The 24,020-nt window shown below is 56.2% G+C and carries 26 protein-coding genes and 1 tRNA gene; 8 read left to right on the forward strand and 19 right to left on the reverse strand.

The window, feature by feature from the left end; genetic code table 11:
- Positions 1-38 precede the first annotated feature (38 nt).
- Complete coding sequence (locus tag ABWV47_RS15285; protein ID WP_353313317.1) at positions 39-515, reverse strand: ester cyclase; 477 nt, start codon at positions 513-515, stop codon at positions 39-41.
- Positions 516-636: 121 nt separating this feature from the next.
- Here ABWV47_RS15285 and ABWV47_RS15290 point away from each other — a divergent pair, with 121 nt between their 5' ends.
- Entirely contained in the window at positions 637-1,518 is an 882-nt protein-coding gene (locus ABWV47_RS15290) for a LysR family transcriptional regulator (protein ID WP_353313319.1), read from the forward strand.
- A 175-nt stretch (positions 1,519-1,693) separates the two neighbouring features.
- Here ABWV47_RS15290 and ABWV47_RS15295 read toward each other — a convergent pair whose 3' ends face one another.
- Positions 1,694-2,839, reverse strand: coding sequence for an alpha-D-ribose 1-methylphosphonate 5-triphosphate diphosphatase (locus ABWV47_RS15295; protein ID WP_353313321.1), 1,146 nt, complete (start codon positions 2,837-2,839; stop codon positions 1,694-1,696).
- 52 nt (positions 2,840-2,891) lie between these two features.
- On the opposite strand from ABWV47_RS15295, the gene ABWV47_RS15300 reads away from it, so the two are divergent.
- A complete protein-coding gene (locus ABWV47_RS15300) occupies positions 2,892-3,575 on the forward strand; it encodes a DUF1045 domain-containing protein (RefSeq protein ID WP_353313323.1) in 684 nt (227 codons plus the stop codon).
- On the opposite strand, the gene phnN is transcribed toward ABWV47_RS15300, so the two are convergent.
- From phnN to phnG, 8 genes are all read right to left on the reverse strand, one after another.
- Positions 3,557-4,096 (reverse strand): phosphonate metabolism protein/1,5-bisphosphokinase (PRPP-forming) PhnN, encoded by a 540-nt coding sequence (gene phnN / locus ABWV47_RS15305; protein WP_353313325.1) that lies wholly within the window; start codon positions 4,094-4,096, stop codon positions 3,557-3,559. The two genes, ABWV47_RS15300 and phnN, sit on opposite strands and share 19 nt — an antisense overlap.
- Positions 4,096-4,776, reverse strand: coding sequence for a phosphonate C-P lyase system protein PhnL (gene phnL, locus ABWV47_RS15310; protein ID WP_353313327.1), 681 nt, complete (start codon positions 4,774-4,776; stop codon positions 4,096-4,098). The genes phnN and phnL overlap by 1 nt, the downstream gene beginning before the upstream one ends.
- 76 nt (positions 4,777-4,852) lie before the next feature.
- On the reverse strand, positions 4,853-5,623 hold the full coding sequence (gene phnK, locus ABWV47_RS15315; RefSeq protein ID WP_353313329.1) for a phosphonate C-P lyase system protein PhnK: 771 nt from the start codon (positions 5,621-5,623) through the stop codon (positions 4,853-4,855).
- On the reverse strand, positions 5,620-6,489 hold the full coding sequence (locus tag ABWV47_RS15320; RefSeq protein WP_353313331.1) for an alpha-D-ribose 1-methylphosphonate 5-phosphate C-P-lyase PhnJ: 870 nt from the start codon (positions 6,487-6,489) through the stop codon (positions 5,620-5,622). Before ABWV47_RS15320 ends, phnK begins: the two co-directional genes overlap by 4 nt.
- Complete coding sequence (locus tag ABWV47_RS15325) at positions 6,486-7,088, reverse strand: HAD family hydrolase (protein ID WP_353313333.1); 603 nt, start codon at positions 7,086-7,088, stop codon at positions 6,486-6,488. Before ABWV47_RS15325 ends, ABWV47_RS15320 begins: the two co-directional genes overlap by 4 nt.
- On the reverse strand, positions 7,085-8,179 hold the full coding sequence (locus ABWV47_RS15330; protein WP_353313335.1) for a carbon-phosphorus lyase complex subunit: 1,095 nt from the start codon (positions 8,177-8,179) through the stop codon (positions 7,085-7,087). The genes ABWV47_RS15325 and ABWV47_RS15330 overlap by 4 nt, the downstream gene beginning before the upstream one ends.
- On the reverse strand, positions 8,179-8,748 hold the full coding sequence (phnH, locus tag ABWV47_RS15335) for a phosphonate C-P lyase system protein PhnH (protein ID WP_353313337.1): 570 nt from the start codon (positions 8,746-8,748) through the stop codon (positions 8,179-8,181). The genes ABWV47_RS15330 and phnH overlap by 1 nt, the downstream gene beginning before the upstream one ends.
- A complete protein-coding gene (phnG, locus tag ABWV47_RS15340; RefSeq protein ID WP_353313339.1) occupies positions 8,748-9,191 on the reverse strand; it encodes a phosphonate C-P lyase system protein PhnG in 444 nt (147 codons plus the stop codon). Before phnG ends, phnH begins: the two co-directional genes overlap by 1 nt.
- A 96-nt stretch (positions 9,192-9,287) precedes the next feature.
- Between phnG and phnF the strand changes: the two genes are divergently transcribed.
- Positions 9,288-10,019, forward strand: a complete 732-nt coding sequence (gene phnF / locus ABWV47_RS15345) for a phosphonate metabolism transcriptional regulator PhnF (RefSeq protein WP_353313341.1) — start codon at positions 9,288-9,290, stop codon at positions 10,017-10,019.
- A gap of 99 nt (positions 10,020-10,118) precedes the next feature.
- Entirely contained in the window at positions 10,119-11,300 is a 1,182-nt protein-coding gene (locus ABWV47_RS15350; RefSeq protein WP_353313343.1) for an alpha-D-ribose 1-methylphosphonate 5-triphosphate diphosphatase, read from the forward strand.
- Between the two features lie 13 nt (positions 11,301-11,313).
- On the opposite strand, the gene ABWV47_RS15355 is transcribed toward ABWV47_RS15350, so the two are convergent.
- The 5 genes from ABWV47_RS15355 to phnC all read right to left on the reverse strand — a co-directional run bounded on the left by ABWV47_RS15355 (position 11,314) and on the right by phnC (position 16,101).
- A complete protein-coding gene (locus ABWV47_RS15355; protein WP_353313345.1) occupies positions 11,314-11,931 on the reverse strand; it encodes an LbetaH domain-containing protein in 618 nt (205 codons plus the stop codon).
- A gap of 104 nt (positions 11,932-12,035) precedes the next feature.
- Positions 12,036-13,361: a phosphonate ABC transporter, permease protein PhnE gene (gene phnE / locus ABWV47_RS15360; RefSeq protein ID WP_353313347.1), complete on the reverse strand. Its 1,326-nt coding sequence runs from the start codon at positions 13,359-13,361 to the stop codon at positions 12,036-12,038.
- Positions 13,358-14,245, reverse strand: a complete 888-nt coding sequence (phnE, locus tag ABWV47_RS15365) for a phosphonate ABC transporter, permease protein PhnE (RefSeq protein ID WP_353313349.1) — start codon at positions 14,243-14,245, stop codon at positions 13,358-13,360. Before phnE (ABWV47_RS15365) ends, phnE (ABWV47_RS15360) begins: the two co-directional genes overlap by 4 nt.
- Before the next feature lie 72 nt (positions 14,246-14,317).
- Positions 14,318-15,226: a phosphonate ABC transporter substrate-binding protein gene (gene phnD, locus ABWV47_RS15370; RefSeq protein ID WP_353313351.1), complete on the reverse strand. Its 909-nt coding sequence runs from the start codon at positions 15,224-15,226 to the stop codon at positions 14,318-14,320.
- Between the two features lie 56 nt (positions 15,227-15,282).
- Entirely contained in the window at positions 15,283-16,101 is an 819-nt protein-coding gene (phnC, locus tag ABWV47_RS15375; protein WP_353313904.1) for a phosphonate ABC transporter ATP-binding protein, read from the reverse strand.
- Positions 16,102-16,389: 288 nt separating this feature from the next.
- Here phnC and ABWV47_RS15380 point away from each other — a divergent pair.
- Positions 16,390-16,466: transfer RNA gene (locus ABWV47_RS15380), tRNA-Met, on the forward strand.
- Positions 16,467-16,661: 195 nt separating this feature from the next.
- Here ABWV47_RS15380 and ABWV47_RS15385 read toward each other — a convergent pair.
- The 3 genes from ABWV47_RS15385 to ABWV47_RS15395 all read right to left on the reverse strand — a co-directional run bounded on the left by ABWV47_RS15385 (position 16,662) and on the right by ABWV47_RS15395 (position 19,756).
- Positions 16,662-17,336 (reverse strand): GntR family transcriptional regulator, encoded by a 675-nt coding sequence (locus ABWV47_RS15385; protein WP_353313353.1) that lies wholly within the window; start codon positions 17,334-17,336, stop codon positions 16,662-16,664.
- A 72-nt stretch (positions 17,337-17,408) separates the two neighbouring features.
- Positions 17,409-18,566, reverse strand: coding sequence for an acetylornithine deacetylase (gene argE / locus ABWV47_RS15390; protein ID WP_353313355.1), 1,158 nt, complete (start codon positions 18,564-18,566; stop codon positions 17,409-17,411).
- Positions 18,567-18,571: 5 nt separating this feature from the next.
- Positions 18,572-19,756: a M24 family metallopeptidase gene (locus ABWV47_RS15395; protein WP_353313357.1), complete on the reverse strand. Its 1,185-nt coding sequence runs from the start codon at positions 19,754-19,756 to the stop codon at positions 18,572-18,574.
- 244 nt (positions 19,757-20,000) lie between these two features.
- On the opposite strand from ABWV47_RS15395, the gene eutB reads away from it, so the two are divergent.
- The 3 genes from eutB to ABWV47_RS15410 all read left to right on the forward strand — a co-directional run bounded on the left by eutB (position 20,001) and on the right by ABWV47_RS15410 (position 23,459).
- Positions 20,001-21,026 (forward strand): hydroxyectoine utilization dehydratase EutB, encoded by a 1,026-nt coding sequence (eutB, locus tag ABWV47_RS15400; protein ID WP_353313359.1) that lies wholly within the window; start codon positions 20,001-20,003, stop codon positions 21,024-21,026.
- Positions 21,016-22,002 carry a cyclodeaminase gene (locus tag ABWV47_RS15405; RefSeq protein WP_353313361.1) on the forward strand — a complete coding sequence of 329 codons (987 nt, stop codon included), beginning with the start codon at positions 21,016-21,018 and terminating at the stop codon, positions 22,000-22,002. Before eutB ends, ABWV47_RS15405 begins: the two co-directional genes overlap by 11 nt.
- 83 nt (positions 22,003-22,085) lie before the next feature.
- Entirely contained in the window at positions 22,086-23,459 is a 1,374-nt protein-coding gene (locus ABWV47_RS15410) for an aspartate aminotransferase family protein (protein ID WP_353313363.1), read from the forward strand.
- 87 nt (positions 23,460-23,546) lie between these two features.
- On the opposite strand, the gene ABWV47_RS15415 is transcribed toward ABWV47_RS15410, so the two are convergent.
- Positions 23,547-23,999, reverse strand: a complete 453-nt coding sequence (locus ABWV47_RS15415) for an SRPBCC family protein (RefSeq protein ID WP_353313365.1) — start codon at positions 23,997-23,999, stop codon at positions 23,547-23,549.
- Between the last annotated feature and the right edge of the window lie 21 nt (positions 24,000-24,020).

Raw genomic sequence — 24,020 nt, forward strand, 5'->3', positions numbered from 1 at the left:
GGCGCACAGACTTCCTATGCGCCGTTTGGTCGTGTGACTTATTTGCCTGCAAGCTGCCGAAGCGCAGTGGACCAATCTTCCACGTGATAGGTCCGGGTGATCTTCCCGTTTTCGAGCTCGTGGATGTCGATTGTCAGGATGTCAAAGCCACGACCCTCGCCGTCCACTCCGAAGAAAGGTGCAACAGGTGTACCTGTGGCGCGACTACGGACAATAACCGTATCGCCATCCTCGTGCATGTCCTGAATGGCCCAGTCGATGTCAGGTATCAGCTGAGCAAACCCACCCATCTGACCAAGAAAGGCTTCGCGACTTTTGGCTTTGCCAGAATAATCACCGATGCTTTCCCAACCTTCAGTCGTGGCACTTTGAAACGCTTCAACTTGACGTGCATTGCCGGGATCGCTGAGCAGATCGTAGAAAACAGACACTGTCTCCTTGTTGTCCGCAAAGACGCTTGTTGTTGTCGCGACCAAAGCGACAGCGGTCGCACCGAGAAAACGTGTGATTTGCATGGAGGTAGTCCTCAGAATTTTCGTTTGTGAGCCCAAATTGCTTGTGGGGAAACATGTACAGACGTTGTATGTTCGGAATAATGACCTGATTGCAGACGGAACTGTTCGACTAGGATGAACAATGATTGATAAACTTCGCAGCATTGCGATCTTTGCAACGGTCGTTGACCAAGGGTCCTTTCGGGCTGCGGCCCTGCATCTCGGGCTTGCGCCATCACGCATAAGCGAAGTTGTCTCGCAACTTGAAAAAGACCTTGGCGTCACGCTCCTTTATCGCTCAACCCGTCAACTCTCGCTCACAAACGAAGGGCGACAGTTGAACGATGCAGCAAAGGATATGCTTGGAGCAGCGGAGTCCGGGCTTGACGCAATCAGCCCGATGTCCAACGAGCCCGCCGGGGCATTAAAAGTGACCGCGCCCGCTTTCGTGACTCAAACCGAATTGATGGACAGCTTCGCGCGGTTTGCCAGCGCATATCCCAAGGTGGATCTGGATTTTCATTTCTCAGACCGCCCGTCAGATGTCATCCGGGATGGATTTGACCTGGCAATCCGGGCGGGGTGGCTGGATGACAGTGATTTGGTAGCGCGCACTATTGGGCATGTTGACAGATTCTTGGTGGCCAGCCCGACCTACTTTGCATCCATGCCCGCGCCCTCAAACCCGAGCGATCTGGAAAGCTGGGACTGGATCAGATTTGCAATGCGCGCGGACCACACCGAGATGACCACCAAGGACGGCCAAGTTGCAAAAGTGCTCGGAAAATCGAGCCTGTCCGTCAACTCGGCCAGCGCGCTGTATGAATTTTCTGTGCGCGGCCTCGGGCTAACGGCCATTCCTGAACATCTCGCGCGTCGTGGATTCAACCGTGGCGAATTGGTGCACGTGTTGCCGGAATGGACGATGAAGCCCCTTGGCATTCACGCGATTTGGCCAAATCAGTCGCGCCGAGAAAACCTCACCACCCTCTTCGTACGCTCCCTTGTTGGAGAGCAGTTGTAACTCTTACGATTCTGATGCCATCCCAATTGGGGCTATCGCACGTCGGGCCAAACGCTCCCGTTTTTTGGAAGAACCGTCACAGCAGCGACCAATTCGGTCTCAAAGCCAGCCTAGGCTGCCGACAGATCTTCGCTTCATCAGCCTGCCCAGCTTGCCGCGATCGATCGCATTTCAATCACGCACTCCGCGCACCCTTGTGCCAAGCTGCCCGCAAGGACGGCACACCTTCGGTGACCCGGAAACGGACCATGTCCGCCTGCAAGCCAATTTCGAGCCGACCGCGGTCTTCAAGGTTGGTGTATTTTGCAGGCGCAGCTGTCACAGTGTGCAGCCCTTTGGCCATATCGCCCCACGCATTGCCCAACATCACCGCTCCAAACAAAAGCGAAGACGGCACATAGTCCGACGAAATGATATCCAACAGGCCCAGCTCGGCCAATTCCATTGCCGCCACGTTGCCTGAATGGCTGCCCCCACGCACAAGGTTCGGTCCCCCCATGATATTGGCAATACCATGTTTATGGTTGGCCTCTGCAGCCTCGACCGTGGTCGGGAACTCAGCAAGGTGAATGCCATACCCTGCTGACGTCGCAACTTGCTCTACAGTGGTGTCATCATGGCTCGCCAAAACGGCACCAAACCGTTCCGCAGCCGCAACAGTCGCCAACTCATGTTTTTGGCCAAGCTTGTCATAAAGACCCAATAGAAACGCGACGTAGTCGTCAAACCCTTCTTTGTCGATACCGTGCTTGCCACGGATATAGGATTCAAACTTGGAGATATCGGTGAACTGTCGCTGGCCGGGCGTGTGGTCCATCAGACTCACAATGCCCACCCGATCTTCTGGCCCAAACTCATCCAATTCTTCAACCAACGTCTCCGAGCATGTCTCCGCACGCAAATGGATATGGTGGCTTATCCGCAACGCCCCACTGTCACGCATCGCTAACAGCTCGCTGGTCACATCCCGCGCATATTTGCCGTAACCTGCCTTGCCGCTGGACAAAATCGACCCGACGCGCAACGCATCAAACACCGTCGTGATACCAACGCTCGCCAATTCTGCATCATGCGCCACAATCGCAGCTTGATGTGGCCAATCCACTTTTGGCCGCGGGCGCATGTGACGTTCCAGATTGTCGGTGTGCAACTCGATCAAACCCGGTGCAACATAGTCCCCCTGACAATCCTCTGCCCCCGTCGGCACGTTGGCACCTTGGTCAATTTCGACGATCACCCCATCACGCACCACAACACTGCCGGTGACAGTCTCATCAGGCAAAACAAGGGTGGCATTTGCAAGGATTAGGTCTTGTGTCATCACGGTGTCACGCATTTTTGGCATTCGCAGTCAAAAGGTTGAAAGGGGTACTATGCAGTTCAAAAGATACGGCATTTATTACACGCCAGAGCCCGGCGCTCTGACAGCGTTCGGCGCGGCTTGGTTGGGCTGGGACTTGGACACGGGCACGGCAGTGGCGCATCCCAACGTCATGGGACTGCCCCTGACGGTCTCCGACATCACCGCAACCCCGCGCAAATACGGGCTGCACGGCACGATCAAACCACCGTTTTTCTTGGCGGATGGAACCGATGCCACGGGGCTGAACGCGGCTTTGGCCACGTTCTGTGCTGCCCAGAGACAGGTCTCGATGAAGGGGCTTGTTTTGGCGCGTCTGGGCGGATTTCTCGCGCTGAAAATTGACGGCGATCAGACCCCGCTTGCCAATGTCGCCAGCGCCTGTGTGCGCGAACTTGACGCTTTTCGTGCACCACCCTCTGAGGCCGAACTCGCGCGCCGCCGCAAAGCCGGATTGAGCGAAGTGCAAGAGGCGCTTTTGATGCACTGGGGCTACCCATACGTGATGGAAGAGTTTCGCTTTCATATCACGCTGTCCGGCCGCCTTGGCGAACACGCCGACGCCACCAGAGTGGCCTTGGAACCGCATGTCGTCCCGCATTTGCCACGCCCCTTTGTGGTCTCCGGGCTCACGCTGGTCGGCGAAGATGAAGCCGGTATGTTCCACACCATTCAGCGTCATACGTTTTCTGCCTGAAGCGCGGCAAGTGCCCTTGCAACCGTGTCTGAAAGCGGCCCGTCGTTCGCGACTTCCAACACATCTTCCCCCACCGGGCGCATGTTTTCAGCTCGCTTGAGACGTGCGGCAATCTCTGTCGCCGTCTCACGCCCCCGCGCCGCCAATCGCGCCGCCAGAGTGTCAGTACCCGCGGTCAAAGACAGCACAGCAAAATCCTCAAAGGCTGCCCGTGCCTGATCCAAGACGCCCCGCGAAAGATTCACCAGCACCACATTGGCCCCCGGTGTCACTAACGCAGATTTAGGCACCCCGTATCGCAGCCCATGCGCCGCCCACCAAAGAGCAAAGGCATCCTCGGCCACCAAAGCGTCAAACTCTGCCTCTGTCGCCCCGATGGATTTTTCGCCCCCCGCACCGGCCGCACGTGTGATCACCCGTCGAGCCAGAACAACATCAGGTCGCACCGCCACCATGGCTTCCATAACGGTGTCCTTGCCAACCCCAGAAGGACCAACAACTCCCACAACTTTCGCACTCATCACTGCGCCCTCGGAGTATATACCGACACATCAATCTCACGATCACACACCTGATCCCGTGCAGCTTCATCATGGAAAATCCCAATGATTGCTGCACCGCGTGCCTTGGCATCTTCGATCAACCCGAGCACGGTCGCCCGATTGGCTGCATCCAAAGACGCTGTTGGCTCGTCAAGCAACATGGCCGGGTAGGTGTGCGCAAAGCCGCGTGCGATGTTCACGCGTTGCTGCTCCCCACCCGAGAACGACGTTGGGCTCAGCCCCCAGAGCCGTTCTGGAATACGCAACTGCGTGAGCAACACGCGCGCACGCGCCAGAGCCGTTTCTTTCTCCACACCTACGGACAACAGTGGCTCGGCCACAACTTCCAACGTGGGCACACGGGGCACCACGCGCAGGAATTGGCTCACATATCCCAAGACTTCCCGGCGCAACGTTAGAATTTCGCGCGGCTCAGCCTGCGCGACATCCAAGCCATCCACCAAAATGGATCCGCCAGCCGCAAGATAGTTGCCATAGATCATCCGCATCAGTGTGGATTTCCCTGCGCCCGATGCTCCGGTCAACGCAACGCATTCGCCACGTGCCACGGTCAGGTTGGCGCCTTCCATCACGGGAATGACTGCGCTGCCTTGATTGTGCAGCGTAAAGGTCTTGCTCAGGTTGTTTATTTCGATCATCGCCATCTTCATTTGGCCTCAAATTTCTTCGGAGAAGTCGCTTGTGACGGGAGGCAGACAGCCCTCCGGCACCCTATCAAACTTGCAAGACCGAGCTGACAAGCAGTTGCGTGTAAGCATGTTGCGGATCGTCCAACACTTGATCGGTCAGACCGGTTTCCACAACATGACCGTCTTTCATCACCATCAAACGGTCCGCCAAAAGCCGCACCACCGCCAAGTCATGTGTCACGATAATGGCGCTCAGCCCCATTTCGCGCACCAAACCGCGGAGCAAATCCAACAAACGCGCCTGAACCGATACATCCAGCCCACCAGTTGGCTCATCCATGAACACCAGTCGCGGACCGGTCACCAGATTGCGGGCAATCTGCAAACGCTGCTGCATACCACCAGAGAACTGAGTTGGTCGATCATCCACGCGGGTCTCGTTGATCTCAACGCGGCCCAGCCAATCCACAGCCTCAGCACGGATGTTGCCATAGTGGCGCGCGCCGACAGCCATAAGCCGCTCACCCACATTGCCGCCCGCACTCACATTCATGCGCAACCCATCGCGGGCATGCTGATGCACAAACGCCCAATCGGTGCGGCTTAACATGCGCCGCTCTGGCTCACTCATTGTGACCGTATCGCGCATGTCCCCATCGCGCATTTCAAACAGCACCTCGCCGGTCTCTGGAGTTAGAAAACCGGCGAGGCAGTTGAGGAGGGTCGACTTGCCTGAACCACTCTCCCCAACAATCCCCATCACTTCACCCGGAAACAGGTCGAAGTTGACGTCCTGACACCCAATGCGGTTGCCATAGAATTTGCTAATATTCTCAACCTTCAAGAGCGGCGTCATGCGGCTGTCTCCTCAAAAGGTGTGCCTTGTGCACCCACGTGGCCCGCCTTGCGGCGGCAGGTGCAGTAGTCTGTGTCAGAGCAGACAAACATCCGCCCGCCTTTGTCATCCATGATGACCTCGTCCAAGTAACTGTCAGTCGCACCGCAAAGATCGCAGGCGTGGTCCGCTTTGCTGGCTTCAAACGGGAAGTCCTCAAAGTCCAGGCTCACCACTTGGCAATATGGCGGCAACGCATAAATCCGCTGTTCTCGACCCGCGCCAAACAGTTGGATCGCGGCCATTTCCATCTTTGGGTTGTCAAATTTTGGGATGGGAGACGGGTCCATCACGTAGCGCCCCTCGACCTTCACCGGATAGGCATAGCTGGTGGCGATCGCACCGTGCTTGGCGATGTCTTCATACAACTTCACATGCATGAGGCCATATTCCTCAAGACTGTGCATCTTACGGGTTTCCACCTCAGACGGCTCCAAGAACCGCAGCGGCTCTGGAATCGGCACCTGATACACAAGGATCTGATCTTCGGTCAGATCCTCTTCTGGAATGCGGTGCCGTGTCTGAATGACACTTGCCTGCGACGTTTCTTCTGTTGTTGCCACGCCAGCAGTTTTTTCAAAGAACTTCCGGATCGACACCGCATTGGTGGTATCATCGGCACCCTGATCAATCACCTTAAGTGTGTCGTCCGGCGTCAATGTCGCCGCAGACACTTGCACCCCACCTGTGCCCCAGCCATAGGGCATCGGCATCTCACGGCTGGCAAACGGCACCTGATAGCCCGGAATGGCCAAACCTTTCAGGATCGCACGACGGATCATGCGTTTGGTTTGCTCATCCAGATAGGCAAAATTGTAGTCGCTCATAACAAGCCCCTCTGCTCCAGAGCTGCACGCAACGCGTCAGCCCCGGTGAAATGGATTGCGTCCCAGCCAGCGGCCTTTGCGCCGTCGACATTTTTGGGACTGTCGTCAATGAAAACACAGTCAGCGGGCGTCACACCGGCGCGCGCGCACAACATTTGGAAGATCTTCGGATCCGGTTTGATCACACCTTCTTCGCCAGACACCACCAAGGTTTCAAACACCTCGCCAAGTCGAGGATGGCTCCTCAAACCCTCAGGCCATGTCTCCGCTGACCAGTTGGTGATGGCATGCACTGGCACACCTTTGGCCTTAAGATCGTCCAAGACGTCCCACGTGCCCGCAACAGCGCCTTCAACCGTTTTGGCGTAGTTCGGCACATATGCCGCCAGGCGTTTTTGGTCTTCAGGATCGTCCAGTTCCAGCGCCATATCGGCAAATTTTTCACCGGTATCGCCGCGCAAGTTGCGTGCAGAAAAATCGACCCGCTCCATAAACGCGATGACATCTTCATGCGTGTCAAACGCGTCGCTCCAGGCCAGATGTGGCTGCCAATCAACCAGCACCCCGCCAATGTCAAAAACCACGACGGACGGTGTCATTCCGCGGCCTCCTGCACAGGCGCGATGTTTTCCATCGCTTCACGGCGCAACTTGCGGATCAGCTCAAGCTCCGATTGGAAATCCACATAGTGCGGCAATTTGATGTGCTCCAGAAAGCCCGTCGCCTGAATGTTGTCCGAGTGATAGAGCACAAACTCCTCGTTCTGCGCCGGCGCGCCTAGGTCATCTTCGCCCAATTCTTTCCAACGCAGCGCACGGTCCACCAACGCCATGGAAATCGACTTGCGCTCAGACTGGCCAAACACCAAGCCATAGCCGCGGGTGAACTGCGGCGGCTCCGTTTTTGAGCCTTGAAACTGGTTCACAGTTTCACATTCGGTCAGCTCGATCTCGCCGATTTCAATGGCAAATCCCAACTCTGGAATGTCCATCTCAACCGCCACCTTACCGATCCGCAACTCGCCCACAAAAGCATGGTTGCGCGCATAACCACGCTGCGTGGAATAGGCCATGGAAAGCACAAAACCCTCATCTCCACGCGTCAGCGCTTGCAAACGCAACGGGCGGTTTGCGGGCAACTCCAATGGCTCACGCGTCAAATCACCAGGCGTTTCCTCAGACGTCACTTCGGTCTGGATCAAACCCTCTTTGTTCAAGAATTCGGTGATATGCGGTGTGGGCTCTACGCGTGCCTGGCCTTTTTCGGTCTGAGGCGCCTCACCCTCCGCGGCCAAAGCGAAATCCAACAAGCGATGCGTGTAGTCAAACGTCGGACCCAGCACCTGACCACCCGGTGCATCCTTAAACGTTGCAGAAACCCGTCGATCACAGGACATGTCAGCGGTCTCAATCGGTGTGGACGCACCAAACCGTGGCAAAGTCGTACGATAGGCGCGGATCAAGAAAATCGCCTCGATCATGTCGCCGCGCGCTTGCTTGATCGCCAGCGCCGCCAAATCGGGATCATAAAGCGACCCTTCCGCCATCACCCGGTTCACCGCCAACGACAACTGCTCACGGATCTGCGCAACGGACAGTTCGGCAATACTCAGGTCACCGCGTCGTTCTTCGGCCAGCCACGCATGCGCATTGTCAATTGCGCGCTCGCCACCTTTTACTGCAACATACATCAGGCTGCCTCCACTTTCGCTGTCCGGGGCAGCGCCGACACCTGATCGCCGCTGGTGAAGAAGAAATCGAGCCCCAGCGGGAACAGAACCGCGTTCATCTGAAACGCCTCCGCTTCCGGCAAAGCCATCGCTGCTTTGTCTTTGATGCCGGGACCGCGCAACGTGGCGGTGTCTCCGGCCAGAGTGTCCCGCTCAACGATCAACGTGGCAGAGCGATCTGGATATTCCGGCGTGCCAATTGCAAACCGTGTCAGCGGCGCCAGCACGTCCCAATCGCCCAAAGCAAACATGGCGGCTTCTGCATCCACAATTGGCGCGCCAACATGAAAAGCCACCCAATCGCGCACCTCTTGGCAATCCCAATGCCCTGCAAGATGCAGTGGTGTGTCCGGATCGCAAATCGTCAAGATCAACGCACCGGCCGCCGCCGACATTGGCGCGGGCGGCACCGCACCGCTCAGCGTTTCAACTGTACCGGGGCGCGCCATGACGTTCATCGCCGCCCGAAAGGCATGAGCCGATTGCACTGGCGCGTCCGCAAAACCGCCCTTTAAAACATCCGCATTCATCAGTCTTCCCCTCGCGCCATGGTGAAGAAGTCGACCTTTGTCGCAGCAGCTTTTTCTGCGCGCTCGGTTTTGGCCGTCGCCACTTCTTCAGCCAGTGGCGTCAAAACCGCGGCCTCTACCGCGTCTGCATCCGCCCCTTGCATCAAAGCATCCACTTTTGCTGCAATCTCTGCCTTCACCTTGTCCCGGCCTTGAACATATCCATGCCCAACTGCGCCGCTCTCAAGCTGTAGCGCGCAACGTGTCAGCGTCATTTCGCCAAGGTTGAACGGCGCTCCGGTGCCGCCAAGACGACCACGCACCATCGTCGCGCCAATTTCTGGCGCGCGCAGCCAGTGAAAATCCGGGGTCGCGCCATAAGCTTGCCAAAGCGCCTCAAGGCGGCCCGCTGGCGCCTTAGCCAACAACGACATCCATGCGCGTCTGTTATTTTCTGCGGTCATCTAGACACCTTGTAGATTTGTCTATTATCCTATACAACTATACAAATCTTATCTGTTGGACGCTGCCAACACAATCCATGACCACGTGAATTTTTCATGACACTCAAGAAGCCTATGACCGCAAAACGCACGCCAATCTGGCAATCCATTGCCACGTCAGTCACCGAAGACATCGCTGAAGCGCGCTATGGACCGGGCGACAAACTCCCCACAGAAGCGGAGCTATCTGCCCGGTTTGGCGTCAACCGCCACACAGTTCGGCACGCATTGAAAGCCTTAGCGGAGACCGGACTAGTTCACGCGCGACGCGGCGCAGGGGTGTTTGTCACTCAGGTTCCAACCGACTACGCCATTGGCAAAAGGGTTCGATTTCATCGCAACCTAGAACAAGCCGGGCGACTGCCCGGAAAAGAGGTATTGCACCTTGAAACCCGCACTGCCGACGCAAAGGAGTGCGAAGCTCTCGCTCTCGTGTCGGGCGCGCAGGTCCAGGTCTACGACGGCCTGTCACTTGCCGATGGCAACCCCATTGCCCTCTTCAAAAGTGTCTTTCCCGCAGAACGCTTCCCAAACATGCTCGAACAACTCAGCCGACTTCGCTCCGTCACAGCAGCGCTCAAAGAAAACCAAGTCACCGATTACACCCGCGCATGGACCCGCATGACAGCGCGCCGCGCGAGCCCAACACAAGCCCTGCACTTGCGAATCTCAGAAGGGGACCCATTGCTGCGAACCGTTGGCGTGAATGTAGATGCCGACCAAACACCGCTGGAATTCGGCACCACCTGGTTTGCGGGAGATAGGGTCACACTCACTCTAACAGAGTAGCGACACATTTAATCAGACTACGGAAACCCCGACCTGCCACCGTCACGCAGACGACACATAAGCAACGTAAAAGCGGGGAAAAATCAGATTGAGCATCCTATGTCCAGATTTCAAGTGTCTATGCGCCTGACCGGCGCGCAAGCCCTGTGCGATGGAGAATTGCAAGATCGCCCGATAACCATTTCTGCCGGTCTGATCTCCTCAGAACCCCAAGCCGATGTCGATTTGTCTGGCTACTTGCTGCTACCGGGCATCATTGATCTTCATGGTGACGCCTTTGAGCGCCACATCGCACCGCGCCCTTCTGCGCCATTTCCCGTTGATATGGGCCTACGCGGCACCGATCGAGACGCCGCCGCCAATGGTGTGACCACTGCTTGGCTGGCACAAAGCTGGAGTTGGGAAGGGGGCCACCGCGGCCCGGAAGCTGCCGAAGAGCTCTTAGCTGCGCTTGACCAATACAGATCACAAAGCTTGACTGATCTGCGTATCCAGATCCGGTGTGAGACACACACGGTCGACACACACGACCGACTTATAGACACCATCAAACGGCACAATGTAGATTACGTCGTGTTCAACAATCATCTGGAAGAAGCGCTTTTCCTGGCGCGAGAGAAACCAGAAGAAATTGCTGTATGGGCGAAAAAGTCTGGCCGCACCTCCGAGGAGCACATGGCCCTAGTGCGCGCCGCATTTGACCAAAGCCCAAAAGTCCCGCGCTATCTCTGCTCTTTGGTAGAACAGTTTGAAAAATTGGGTGTTCATTACGGCAGCCATGACGACCCGGATGGTGACACCCGCGAGCGGTATTCAGTTCTTGGCGCACGTGTCTGCGAGTTTCCAACAGCACGCAGCGCCGCTGCCGTTGCGAAAGCGGTTGATGACCATGTCGTGATGGGGGCGCCCAACGTGGTGCGCGGGGGCAGCCAAGCTGGCAATATCAAGGCAGCTCAACTTGTGGCAGACAACCTGTGTGATGCGCTGGTATCCGACTACCACTACCCTGCTCTATGCAAAGCAGCTTTCCGCCTCGTGGATGACGGCCTCTGCGACTTTCCAAAAGCTTGGGCCATGATTTCCACCAACCCGGCCCAAATTATGCAAATGGATGATCGCGGCACGTTGGACCTTGGCAAGCGCGCCGATATTGTCATCGTGAATCCCGACACCCATGCTGTTGAAGGCACCATCGTTGGTGGCCGTATCAGCCACCTAACAGGTGACGTTGCACATCGGGTCTTCAGCGCCACAGACACAAAGCGGATCGCAGCTGAGTAACCCCCGGACACGGCTACCCGTTGTATTTCTCCAAGAAAGCTTCAGCCTTCAACGCACGGAAATCCATCAGCGCATCGCGCAATGCATGATGCTCCCAGTCCCACCACGCCAGCGCCATCAACCGATCCGCGACGTTTTCACTGAATCGCGGCCGCAACGGCGTCGCCGGCATCCCTGCGACAATCATGTAGGGCGGTACATCTTTGGTGACCACTGCGCCACTTGCAACCACGGAGCCATGGCCCAGCGTGACCTCTGGTTTGATCATCGCACCGTGGCCAATCCACGTATCATGTCCAATGGTCGCCACGCGACTGCGGCGATGCTCAAAGAACGCCTCGTCATTCTCTGCGTCCTCAAAGTAGTCATCTGAGCGGTAAAGGAAGTGATGCAGCGACGCATTCTCCATTGGGTGGTCGGTAGCCCCAATCCTGCTAAACGCGGCGATATTGGCAAACTTACCAATCTTGGCATTCGCGACTTCAGCCATACGATCACAATAAGAATAGTCGTCAAAATGCGCCCCAATAATGCGGCTGCCTTGTCCGATCTCAACATACCGTCCAAACGAAGCGTCATGCACAATGCAATCTGGATGAATCAGCGGTGCGTCGGCTGATAGCTTGGGCATCTTAGGCTCCTTTCCATGATAGAAATGCCACCGAAGGTGGACAAAAGGGCAAGCAGGACATCATGTGCCGTGCCTGCCCCGAAATCCCAAATGATGGGGATATCTTAGTGACCGCTCTCATCTCCAGCGATCAGCTTGCGGCGCAACCAGCCAGAGAACCAGTCCATCATCATCACCATCAAGATGATCAAAACGATGTAGTAGGTCACTTCTTCCCAGTCCTTTTGCGTGATCATCGCCTGCGTCAGCATGAGACCAATACCACCGCCGGTGATGGCCCCAATGATGGTGGCGCTCCGTGTGTTGGATTCCAAGTAATACAGGATCTGGCTCAGTAGGATTGGTGTGATCTGCGGGATCACCCCGAAACGATACCGCTGCAACGGCTTTGCACCTGTAGACTGAATGCCCTCAATCTGTTTCTTATCGACGTTTTCGAGCGCCTCAGAGAACATTTTCCCAAACGACCCGGTGTCTGTGATCAAGATTGCCAAGGCCCCGGTCAGCGGCCCCGGCCCAAAGGCCCGTGCCAAAATGATGGTCCAGATCAGTGCATCCACGCCACGGAAAAAGTCAAAGAAACGGCGGGTCACTTGTCGAATGACCATCAAGGGTGAGAAGTTCTTGGCCGCAAGGAATGCCAATGGCAACGCCACCATCGCAGCCCCCATCGTGCCAAGAAAGGCCATCAATATTGTTTCAAACAAAGCCCATGCAACATCCTGATGGCGCCACATTTTGTTGGTCCAAAAGTCCTGCCAAATCTGAGCATGCTCGCCACCCAGCGCGCGGGACATGACTTCGCCAATGCCCAATCCTGAATACGGGCTGTCCAATGTAAAGAAGAACAGCTCCCACCCGGTGAAATAGCGAAACACCTCAGTTCGATTGCGCGTGATGGTCAACCGTCCGGCATCTGTGGTGATCGCCATCCGGTTTTTGGACGCATTGATCCACACGGGCACCTCGTCAGTTGGCAATTCCGCTTGCACACCTTTGGCACGGGTCGGCTGAGCGGTGATCAGACCGTACCCCGGCACGTCATAGCTGACAAAATTGTCTGCGCCGTAAGTGACGACATGGCCATCGCCAAGGTCAATCACCGTTTCAACGTCACCCATTGTGACCCATTCCGGCCCTGTGCCGTCTGGGTAGGTGCCTTTGCGCTCCCCTTCGATAGCTGCGCTGATCTCCCCAGAGCGGTTGTCGCGGGTGATATGCGTCTTGTAGCTATAACTGTCCGCAACCAGCGCGCGGGCATTGTCGACTTCAAACCGTTTGGCGAGACCCGGAATGTCAAACGCAAAGAAGATATACGTCAGATATGCCAGCACCAAGGCAGGCAGCCCAAAGCTCACAAGTCTCATGCGCAAAAAGTTGCGGTCCACTTGCGTCTTCAAAAAATCGGCGTCGTTGGTTGCGATGGTCATGCCGATACCTTTTCGGATTTGCCGTGCGTCAGGCGCTCGCGCACCACGGAGGAAAGTTGGTCAACCAAAACAATAGTGAAAAACAACAGAATGAAGATCGCAGCAGCCTCGTCGTACTGCCCTTTGCCCCAGCTCATCGCATTGCGCAGCTCATAGCCGATGCCGCCAGCGCCCACGAAACCCAAAATCGCAGAAGCGCGAATGTTGATCTCAAAACGCAGCAACGCATAGCTGAAGTAATTCGGGACGACCTGCGGCATGACGCCGAGCCACATACGTTGTGACCAGCTCGCGCCCACGGATTGCAAGCCTTCAACCGGCTTGAGCGAGGCGTTTTCATTCACCTCAGAAAACAGTTTGCCCAGCGCACCGGCGGTGTGAAATGCAATTGCGACCATCGCAGGAACCGGCCCGCCACCCATGACAAAAATCAGCACAAGCGCGATCACGATTTCAGGAACCGCCCGCATGATGTCCATCACACGGCGGAAAAGAGGGATCAATTTTGGCCATCGGGCCATGCCACGCGTGGACAGCAACGAAAGAACCATCGCCATCATGGCGCCGATCAATGTTGACGCGCCCGCGATGTTGATCGTTTCAATCAAGGAGGGCAAAAACTTTAGGAGATGGGCAGGAAGCGCACTCATCTTCTGAACAGCCTCTCCCAAAACTTCTTTTGGAAAATCGAAGAACCTGTGCAGACCGTCCCAGAACCCACCGGCATTGCGGTCGTCTGCGATCATGAACCCTGCCACCATCAACGCGATGAAAACAACAATGATGATGCCATCCATCATCCGCTTGCGCCGCACTTGCGCCATGTAGTCCGCGCGGATGTTACCCGTGATTTGGGTCGCGGTGGTGCCGGTTGTATCTGTCATAGGAGCCCCTCAGTCAGGAAACAGGCCCCGCGATGAGGGCGGGGCCTGTTCATCAAAAATATCCAAGATGGATTAGTTGGACTTCAGTTTGCGCGCTTCGATGATCACTTCGTATGCGTCGTGACCGATTGGTGCCAAACCTTTGGCTTCACCCGCCAGAACACCATAGGCGCACTCTGGGTCCAGCGACGGCATGGACGCCATCAGAGCTGTGAACTTAACTTTGACGTCTTCTGGCAGGTCTTTGCGCAGAACGATTGGGCCTTCTGGAATTGGCTTGGACTGCCAGATCTGAACCAGCTCGTTCATGTCAACCAGACCAGCGTCAACCGCACGACGCAGAGCGCCAGAGTTGTAGCCATCTTCCCACTCACCCAGGCCGTCTGCCCAAGTCACACCAGCGTCGATATCACCATTGTATACTGCAACGATGGTCTGCTCGTGGCCGCCAGTGAACTTAACTTCACCGAAGTAGTCGCCGGATGTCATGGTGGCGCCGGTTGCTTCAGGAATTTCGATGGATGGGATCAAGAAACCCGATGTGGAGTTCGGATCACCGAAACCAAACACTTTGCCTTTCAGAGCTTCCAGGTTTTCAACACCGCTATCTTTGCGTGCGAAGCCTACGGAATAGTAGCCGTAGCCACCGTCAACGTTCACTTTAACCAGGATTGGCTCAACCGCTTCTGGGTCGGACAAATAGGTTTTCGCGTAACCAGACGCACCCAACCATGCCATGTCGATGGTGCCGCCCAGCAGCCCTTGGATCACACCGTTGTAATCAGCAGGTGCGAACAGCTTGGTTTCGACACCCAACAGCTCCTCAGTTTTGGCGCGCAGGCACTCGTTGTTGTTCATGCGGTCTTGGGCGTTTTCGCCACCCAGAAGGCCGATGCGGAATTCGCTGATGGTGTTGTCATCAGCAAACGCCGGAGCCGTCAGAGCAGTGGTGGCCAGAACGGCAGCAATCAGTGTTTTCATCGTTTCTCTCCAGTTGATAAAACCCCACGCGTTTGCTGCGAGGGGCTTGATGAAATTTAGGCAAGTTCGGGGATAACGGAGGAACCCTCCGGGCGGTCCAACGTCTCGATCTCAGTCGAGGTGGCCGCTTCGCTAAACGAAGCGTCTGCGCCATAGATGTCGCGGGCCACTCCGGTCGTCAGCTGTTCCGGGGTACCGTCAAAAACGATGCGCCCGTCACGCATACCGATCACGCGGTCGCAATAGCGGCGCGCGGTGTCCAAAGTGTGCAGATTGGCGATGACCATCCGGCCATCTTCTTCATGAATTTTGCGCAGAGACTGCATCACAACTTGCGCATTCATCGGGTCCAGCGAGGCGATCGGCTCATCCGCCAGAATGATTTTTGGATCCTGCATCAAGGCGCGGGCAATCGCCACACGTTGCTGCTGACCTCCCGACAGTGCCTCAGCGCGTTTTGCAGCGTGCTCCGCAATACCAAGGCGATCCAGAATATCGATGGCACGGTGAATGTCATCGTTGGGATACAGGTTGAACATCGTCGCCAATGTGTTGCGACGGTTCAACGTCCCGTGCAGGACATTGGATACCACGTCCATCCGCGGCACCAGGTTGAACTGTTGAAAGATCATCGCGCATTCACTTTGCCAACGACGTTTGTCGCTGCCGCTCAACGCCGTGATGTCGGCGCCCTCAAACACGATCTGACCGCTGGTCGCGCTTGTCAGGCGGTTGAGCATACGCAGCAATGTGGATTTACCCGCACCTGACCGTCCGATTATCCCGATCATTGCAGGCTCTTGGACGACAAAATTGGCCGCGTCCACAGCCACATTCGGACCAAAGGATTTGGTCAGCTCACTTATTTTCAGCACAGTCATTCCCCGCCTAGCATCGCCGCGGTAGCTACAAGCTGAATTCAAAGCTTAGTTGTCGGTTTAATGAAGATTGTGTAACGGAAGTGGATTTGATTTTAACAATCGTCACACTTCCTACGTGACCGTATCGCCCACCACACCAACAGACGCCAAACATCTGACATCAAAACCCATGTGCAAGCACCGGTTACAGTATCGTTTAGAGAATTGCGAAAAACACGTAGGGTCTTGTCGATTTCTCTCTTGACCCTGCCTTCGGAAGGCCCTAAATCGCACTCCACTTACGGCGGTATAGCTCAGTTGGTTAGAGCAGCGGAATCATAATCCGCGTGTCCGGGGTTCAAGTCCCTGTACCGCCACCACCCCCCTCCAGAGATACCAACCAAAAACTGGGCAATCCTTAGTGTTCGGCCAAATTTTCTCAAAATTCCGATTTTGCTAAATGCGCAGTTTGTCTGTGTGGAGCGCGACGTTCTATTGGGTGTCGGACATAGAATTGCCCAAAATCAAAACCGCACAAGCTCTCTGCCCGAATGTTTTGATCCACCGCATGCCTGTTACCGCCGCATGCGTGAAAAACTCATCGAGATATGCGCCCGTTGAATCAGCGTCGCTGCCCGCACATCCCCCATCTCAATGGCCGCAAGCGTATCATCCACTTCACGACCAAACACCTGCACCTCTTCGTTGAGATCAATCGACGAAGCAAAAGCTGATTTCAGCCAGATGCGCGTGGTCTGAAAATACAATCGCTCAGACACCTCACGCAGCGGATGGTTCGCTGACAGCTCCAACAAGGACAGAAAGTAATCCATATTCAGCTGCGCAAATGCGCGTGGCTCTGGGGAGTCGATCAAAACCTTTGAGCGCTTGGACAGCGTATAGAACCGCGCCATCAACGTTTCTGACGCAGGTATGGGCGCAAGCTTGCCGGTCAACTCCGCCAATTCCATCCTCAGCATATAGACCTGTGTCAGCGCCTCAATGTCGACATCGGTCACAAACGTGCCAACGCCTTGCACGGATTGAACCAAACCTTCACCTTCCAGGCGCGTCAAAACCCGCCTTAGCGGCGTACGCGACACCCCGAATTCCGCGGCCAATTCAACTTCTGATAACCGAGCACCGGGGGCGTAATCGAGCAGACAAATGCGATTGCGAATGTCTTGATGCATGTGGTCAAACCTGTCGCGCGCATTAAAGTCAGCGTCGCCTCCCTCAGATACCGTCATGCTCTCCCCCTTTCATAGATGCCGCCGTCCTACCTCACGGCGCTCCACAGCAAAAGCCTTGCGCTGCCTGCCTCAAACCAACTTTGTGCACAACCTCTCAAGCATCGCCAAGCATTGCCCCATTTGGTCGACTGAGACAAATTCGTCAGGTTTATGCGCCTGCTCAATCGATCCCGGCCCACAGACAACCACCTGCATGCCAAGCCCCTGAAAGATGCCCGCCTCTGTCCCAAAGGGCACAACATCCGCACCATTGGCCCCAGTCAACGCCATCACTAAGTCACGCGCGGCATTGACCTCCACCGGTTCCAACCCGTCGACCTCACCAATTACCTCAGTGTGGACCCCCGCATCTGGGTGAACCTCCTGCATCGCTGGGATCAAGGTCTGCGTGCAAAACTGCTCCAACTCCGCTTTCACAAATTCCGCATCTCCCGCCTGCACGGGGCGCATCTCCCACTCCACACGTGCTTTGCCGGGGATCACATTATGCGCAACACCCCCCACCAAGGCGCCAGTGTTGATCGTGGTCCAAGGCGGCTCAAACCGGCCATCTTCTGGCGCGCGGCTGCGCAATTGCGCTTTCAGATCTGCCAACTTCGACACATAGCGCGCCGCATACTCCACGGCATTCACCCCGAGATCAGGACTCGACCCGTGCCCCTCAAGGCCGGTGAAATGCGTGGTGTATTCATAACAGCCTTTGTGCCCCTCAATGATTTGCATCATCGTGGGCTCACCTACAATCGCAACCGCTGGCCTGATACCTTTCTCACGCAGTGTCTCCGCAAGGGCACGCGCACCGAAACAGCCCGTCTCCTCGTCGTAGGTCACGGCAAAATGCACCGGACGTTGGAGCTCCAAAGCAGCAATCTTTGGTGCCATGGCGATCGCCGCCGCAACAAAGCCTTTCATGTCGCAGGCCCCACGCCCAAACCACTTGCCGTCCTGCTCGTGCAAAACAAATGGATCGCTAGCCCAATCCTGGTCCGCCACAGGCACCACATCAGAATGCCCGGACAACACGATGCCTCCATCACGCTTTGGGCCCAATGTGGCAAACAAATTTGCTTTGGCACCGGTGTCATCGTGCCAAATCTCGACCGCCGCACCGCAATCCGCCAATTTATCCGCAAGGTACTGGATCATGTCCAGATTGCTGTCGGTCGACACCGTCGGAAACGCGATCAGATCTGCCAGCAGTGATTTCACCTCTTGAAGCGTGCTCACGGCGGTCAGTCCTTCACAAACAGCTTGCGCTCAACATCACACAAAGCCTCCGCCGCCCCATTCTCCTTGATCAAAATCGTCTCAGTGGTTTCCAACCCCCAACTGTCCATCCAAAGCGCGGGCATAAAGTGGAACACCATGCCCGGCTGTAGGATTGTCTCGTCCTCTGAGCGAATTGACGCTGTGCGCTCACCCCAGTCTGGCGGGTAGCTCAGCCCAATGGGATACCCCATGCGCCCCTCACGTGAAATGCCATGTTTGGCGAGCACATCCATGAAGGCCTGTGCGATATCACACGTGCGATTGCCGGAACGCGCCGCCTCAAGACCGGCTGCAATTCCTTCAAGCTGTGCGGCTTCGGCATCCAACATTTCTTGCGGTGGCTTGCCCAGATACACCGTCCTGCACAGCGGCGCATGATACCGACGATAGCAGCCTGACAACTCAAAGAATGTGGCCTCACCCTCTCTCATCGGCGCTCCATTCCACGTCAGATGCGCCGCCGTCGCATCCAAACCGGACGGGGTCAGCGGCACAATCGCAGGATAATCTCCCCAATCGCCCCCAACACCCGTGATCCCCGCGTGGAAAATATCCGCAACCACATCGTTTTTACGCACACCCGGCGCAGCGCGGTCCATCGCGGTGGCCATCACCTTCTCTGAAATCCGCGCAGCCTTACGGATAAACCCAATTTCCTCATCTGATTTGATCAACCGCTGCCAATTCACCAAAGCGGTTGCATCAACCAATGTCGCATCCGGCAACGCTGCGCTTAGAACGGCATGCGCCTTGGCAGAGTAGTAGTAGTTCTCCATTTCCACGCCAATCCGCGCACCCGCTTTTCCAAGGTCAGCAATATGTTTGGCCAGATCTTGCATCGGGTGGCGTTCGGTCGATTGCACATAGTTGTCTGCATAGCCTTTGATGTGTTCCAATGACATCCAGCAGGTGCGCTTCGCACCTTGGGAGTCCATGTAGCGCCCCCACCAAATCGGCGCGCCCTCCATGGACACAAGCACACCCTGATGCACGTAAAACGACCAGCCGTCATACCCCGTCAGCCAAGCTTGATTTGACGGATCTGTCACAAACAAAACGTCGAGCCCGGCTTCGGCCATCGCGGCCCGGGTTTTGGCAAGTCTGCGGTCATATTCGACTTGGCTAAATGCAGCGCAATTGGCAGGCATCAAAGGCTCCTTCTGTCCTACTATGATGATAGATGTACACAAGCTCCGAAGGCGAGTCAGAGCTGAAACATATTTCAGTCAAGCCTAATTCATAATTTACGCTGCAAACAACCATTTTGCGGCACACCAATGTCGTTTTTCAGAGTTGACCACACTCCAAAAAATGCCATGTTGTACACAACACCGCCTGCGCACGCCCACTGCGACACCCGAAACCACCAAATTTGCCGAAAAAATATCATTCATGACTCAAGGGGAGGTCATCATCGTGGACATGAAAGACCTGCTCTCAGCGCAAAAACGCATCCACGGCGTGGCCATCAATACACCCTTCATTCCGTCCCCCTTTATGAGCCAGTTTTCCAACCAAGAAGTGCTGATGAAAATGGAGACGATGCAGCCCATCGGCGCATTCAAACTGCGCGGGGCCCTCTCTGCGGTGGCGGCCTTGCCAGACGGCATAACAGGCGTCACCTGCTGCTCCACCGGCAACCACGGGCGCGGAGTTGCATACGCGGCCAAATCCCGCGGATTGAGGGCCGTAGTCTGCATGTCTGAACTTGTGCCACAGGCAAAGATCGACGGCATCAAGGCACTTGGCGCAGAGGTGCGCATCGTTGGCACCTCTCAAGATGACGCCATGCAAGAAAGCCACCGTCTTTGTGCGGCGGAGAGTCTGGCGAACATCTCGCCGTTTGACGACGCGCATGTCATTGCAGGGCAAGGCACCATCGGTCTCGAAATGCTCCGCAAGCGCCCAGACCTGTCGACAATTTTGGTACCCCTGTCGGGTGGCGGACTTGCGGCAGGTGTCGCCACCGCAGCCAAAACCATCAATCCCAACATCACCGTGATCGGCATCAGCATGGATCGCGGCGCAGCTATGTATCACTCTCTACGCGCTGGCCACCCGGTCGAAGTTGCGGAACACGCCTCCCTCGCTGACAGCCTCGGCGGCGGGATTGGGCAAAGCAACCAACTGAGCTTTGCGATGTGCCGGGACCTGCTGGACGACACCATTTTGGTGACCGAAGATGAGATTCGCCACGCCATGCAAGTGCTCTTCTTTGAAGACCGCATTGTGGCCGAAGGCGCCTCTGCAGTTGGTCATGCTGCCATGCTTTCAGGCAAGCTCGACCACGTCAAAGGCCCCATCGGCACCATCATCACCGGGCGCAATCTCGATATGCCTACCTTTGCGCAGATAATGGCGGGCAATGACGTGCACCTTGGCGATCTCTTTGTGAAAGGCACCCCCTATGGCACATAAAATACAAATTGTGACCGAGGCAGGACTGCGCGGTGCGGTGGATCTGAATCTCGCAATTGTAGAGGTGGTGGAGCAAGCCTTCAGCGCGCTGGCCACCGGGGGCGTCATTATGCCCCCGATCCTCTCTATGGATTTGCCCATGGTCAACGGGGAGGTGGACGTGAAAACCGCCTACATCCCCGGATTTGACGGATTTGCGATAAAGGTCAGCCCCGGCTTTTTTGACAATCCGGGGCTGGGATTGCCAAGCCTCAACGGCCTCATGGTCCTCTTCTCAGCCAAAACCGGCCTTGTCCAAAGCTTGTTTTTGGACAACGGCTATTTGACCGACATACGCACTGCCGCTGCGGGTGCTGTTGCGGCACGCCATTTGGCCCCGGAAACCGTTCAAACTGCGGGGGTGATTGGCACAGGCGTCCAAGCACGGCTTCAAATGAAAGCAGCCCATCTGGTGCGCCCCTTCACCCGCGCACTTGTACACGGGCGCGATCCCGCCAAAGCCGCCGCCTGCGCCGCCGACATTTCTGCCAGCCTGGGTATTGAAGCCGAGGCTATCTCGGATGCGGCTGCCCTTGTCGCCCAATCCCAGCTGGTTGTGACCACAACACCCGCCCGCACACCGATACTTCAGGCGGACTGGCTACATCCCGGCCTTCACATCACAGCGATGGGGTCTGACCAAACTGGAAAGACCGAAATCGATCCTGCGGCGCTTGTCGCAGCTGATGCTTATGTGTGTGACAACGCCCGCCAGTGCGAAACCGCAGGCGAGCTTGAGATCGCCCTCGCCAAAGGCCTCTGGTGCAAAGGCACGCCCACGGAGCTGGGAGAGATCGTCACCGGCACCAAACTCGGTCGCACATCTGCGGATGACGTCACCATTTGCGATCTCACCGGAACCGGTGCTCAGGACACGGCGATTGCCACCTATGTACACACTCAATTTGCAGAGTTGGGCACCGCATTTGACGCATAGCAACGCCCACAAAACATAGCCCCAATGCCGCTTACCGCAGCCTCACCGCCACAGGCGGTTTCGCTGACCTCAAAGGAGACAACATGCTCAAAAACGACAAGCTCGATCAATGGGATCGCGAAAACTTCTTTCACCCGTCCACTCATCTGGCGCAGCACGCCCGCGGCGAAAGCGCCAACCGTGTGATCAAAACTGCCTCTGGCGTGTACATCGAAGACCGCGACGGCACCAAACTTCTGGATGCTTTCGCCGGGCTATACTGTGTGAACGTGGGCTACGGTCGCCAAGAAATCGCCGAAGCGATTGGGGAACAGGCCAAAGAGCTGGCGTATTATCACTCCTACGTCGGCCATGGCACCGAGGCCTCCATCACCCTGTCCAAAATGATCCTAGACCGTGCGCCGTCCAACATGTCCAAAGTCTACTTTGGCCTTGGTGGCAGCGACGCAAACGAAACCAACGTCAAACTCATCTGGTACTACAACAACATCCTTGGCCGCCCTGAGAAGAAGAAAATCATCTCTCGCTGGCGCGGATATCATGGCTCAGGTCTGGTCACAGGTTCGCTCACCGGATTGGAGCTGTTTCACAAGAAATTCGACCTTCCTGTGCAACAAGTGGTGCACACCGAAGCCCCCTATTACTATCGCCGCGATGACCTCTCCCAAACCGAAGAGCAGTTTGTCGCCCATTGCGTGGCCGAACTTGAAGCCCTGATTGATCGCGAAGGTGCGGATACCATCGCGGCCTTCATCGGCGAGCCCGTGCTTGGCACCGGAGGCATCGTGCCACCGCCCGCAGGTTACTGGGCTGCCATCCAGACTGTGCTCAAAAAACACGATATCTTGCTTGTCGCGGATGAAGTTGTCACCGGATTTGGTCGCCTCGGCACCATGTTTGGCAGCGACCATTACGGGATCGAGGCCGATATCATAACCATCGCCAAAGGTCTCACCTCCGCCTACGCCCCCCTGTCGGGCTCCATTATCAGCGACAAGGTTTGGAAGGTCTTAGAGCAAGGCACAGATGAAAATGGCCCCATCGGCCACGGCTGGACCTATTCCGCTCACCCAATCGGCGCGGCGGCTGGCGTTGCCAATCTCAAACTGATCGACACGCTCAACCTCGTGCAAAATGCAGGTGACGTTGGCGCGTATCTCAACAGGACCATGTCAGAGGCTCTATCGGATCACGCCAACGTTGGTGATATCCGTGGCGAAGGCATGCTCTGTGCTGTGGAGTTTGTGAAAGATCGCGACAGCCGTACCTTCTTTGATGCCGCTGATAAGATCGGGCCACAGGTCTCCGCGAAATTGCTGGAGCAATCCAAGGTCATCGCGCGCGCGATGCCACAAGGCGACATTTTAGGCTTCGCGCCACCGTTCTGCCTCACACGAGAGGAGGCCGACAAGATTGTCGCGGCCACCTCTGCTGCTGTCAAAGCCGTTTTGGGATAGACCCAACTCAAAAAACAAGGAGGGCTTGGATGTACGTGATCTGCGCCCTCCTTTTATGTGATCCCCGTGAGTGGATTTTGGCGACAGCTATGCCTCGGCCTGCTCGGTCACAACCTCAGCAAACTTGGTGAAAAACTTACCGGACAACTTCTTCGCGGTCCCTTGGATCAAACGGCTGCCCAGTTGTGCAATCTTACCTCCCACATCCGCCTTGGCGACATATGTCAAAACGGTCTCATCGCCGTCTTCGACCAAAGTGACCTCTGCCCCCCCTTTTGCAAAGCCAGCAGCACCGCCTTTGCCTTCGCCGGACAACGTAAAGCCATCTGGTGCGTTGCTGGTGTCCAGCTGCACTTCGCCTGCAAATTTGGCTTTCACCGGCCCAACTTTTAGCACCACTTTTGCGGACAGATGCTCCGGCGTGTGTTGCTCCAGTTCTTCACATCCCGGAATGCACTCTTTAAGCACCTCGGGGTCGTTGAGCGCCCGGTAAACAACATCCCGTGGGGCTGAAATGCGGATTTCATCTTGTAGTTCCATAAGCTTACTTAGCCTCTTTCT

The organism is Shimia sp. NS0008-38b (genome assembly GCF_040370365.1).
Classification (GTDB): Bacteria; Pseudomonadota; Alphaproteobacteria; order Rhodobacterales; family Rhodobacteraceae; genus Shimia.

Bases quoted from the DNA above. Each gene is read 5' to 3' on its own strand.
- ABWV47_RS15285 (WP_353313317.1), bottom strand. From the start codon at position 515: ATGCAAATCACACGTTTTCTCGGTGCGACCGCTGTCGCTTTGGTCGCG.
- ABWV47_RS15290 (WP_353313319.1), top strand. From the start codon at position 637: ATGATTGATAAACTTCGCAGCATTGCGATCTTTGCAACGGTCGTTGAC.
- ABWV47_RS15295 (WP_353313321.1), bottom strand. From the start codon at position 2,839: ATGACACAAGACCTAATCCTTGCAAATGCCACCCTTGTTTTGCCTGAT.
- ABWV47_RS15300 (WP_353313323.1), top strand. From the start codon at position 2,892: ATGCAGTTCAAAAGATACGGCATTTATTACACGCCAGAGCCCGGCGCT.
- phnN (WP_353313325.1), bottom strand. From the start codon at position 4,096: ATGAGTGCGAAAGTTGTGGGAGTTGTTGGTCCTTCTGGGGTTGGCAAG.
- phnL (WP_353313327.1), bottom strand. From the start codon at position 4,776: ATGATCGAAATAAACAACCTGAGCAAGACCTTTACGCTGCACAATCAA.
- phnK (WP_353313329.1), bottom strand. From the start codon at position 5,623: ATGACGCCGCTCTTGAAGGTTGAGAATATTAGCAAATTCTATGGCAAC.
- ABWV47_RS15320 (WP_353313331.1), bottom strand. From the start codon at position 6,489: ATGAGCGACTACAATTTTGCCTATCTGGATGAGCAAACCAAACGCATG.
- ABWV47_RS15325 (WP_353313333.1), bottom strand. From the start codon at position 7,088: ATGACACCGTCCGTCGTGGTTTTTGACATTGGCGGGGTGCTGGTTGAT.
- ABWV47_RS15330 (WP_353313335.1), bottom strand. From the start codon at position 8,179: ATGTATGTTGCAGTAAAAGGTGGCGAGCGCGCAATTGACAATGCGCAT.
- phnH (WP_353313337.1), bottom strand. From the start codon at position 8,748: ATGAATGCGGATGTTTTAAAGGGCGGTTTTGCGGACGCGCCAGTGCAA.
- phnG (WP_353313339.1), bottom strand. From the start codon at position 9,191: ATGACCGCAGAAAATAACAGACGCGCATGGATGTCGTTGTTGGCTAAG.
- phnF (WP_353313341.1), top strand. From the start codon at position 9,288: ATGACACTCAAGAAGCCTATGACCGCAAAACGCACGCCAATCTGGCAA.
- ABWV47_RS15350 (WP_353313343.1), top strand. From the start codon at position 10,119: ATGTCCAGATTTCAAGTGTCTATGCGCCTGACCGGCGCGCAAGCCCTG.
- ABWV47_RS15355 (WP_353313345.1), bottom strand. From the start codon at position 11,931: ATGCCCAAGCTATCAGCCGACGCACCGCTGATTCATCCAGATTGCATT.
- phnE (WP_353313347.1), bottom strand. From the start codon at position 13,361: ATGACCATCGCAACCAACGACGCCGATTTTTTGAAGACGCAAGTGGAC.
- phnE (WP_353313349.1), bottom strand. From the start codon at position 14,245: ATGACAGATACAACCGGCACCACCGCGACCCAAATCACGGGTAACATC.
- phnD (WP_353313351.1), bottom strand. From the start codon at position 15,226: ATGAAAACACTGATTGCTGCCGTTCTGGCCACCACTGCTCTGACGGCT.
- ABWV47_RS15385 (WP_353313353.1), bottom strand. From the start codon at position 17,336: ATGACGGTATCTGAGGGAGGCGACGCTGACTTTAATGCGCGCGACAGG.
- ABWV47_RS15395 (WP_353313357.1), bottom strand. From the start codon at position 19,756: ATGCCTGCCAATTGCGCTGCATTTAGCCAAGTCGAATATGACCGCAGA.
- eutB (WP_353313359.1), top strand. From the start codon at position 20,001: ATGACTCAAGGGGAGGTCATCATCGTGGACATGAAAGACCTGCTCTCA.
- ABWV47_RS15405 (WP_353313361.1), top strand. From the start codon at position 21,016: ATGGCACATAAAATACAAATTGTGACCGAGGCAGGACTGCGCGGTGCG.
- ABWV47_RS15410 (WP_353313363.1), top strand. From the start codon at position 22,086: ATGCTCAAAAACGACAAGCTCGATCAATGGGATCGCGAAAACTTCTTT.
- ABWV47_RS15415 (WP_353313365.1), bottom strand. From the start codon at position 23,999: ATGGAACTACAAGATGAAATCCGCATTTCAGCCCCACGGGATGTTGTT.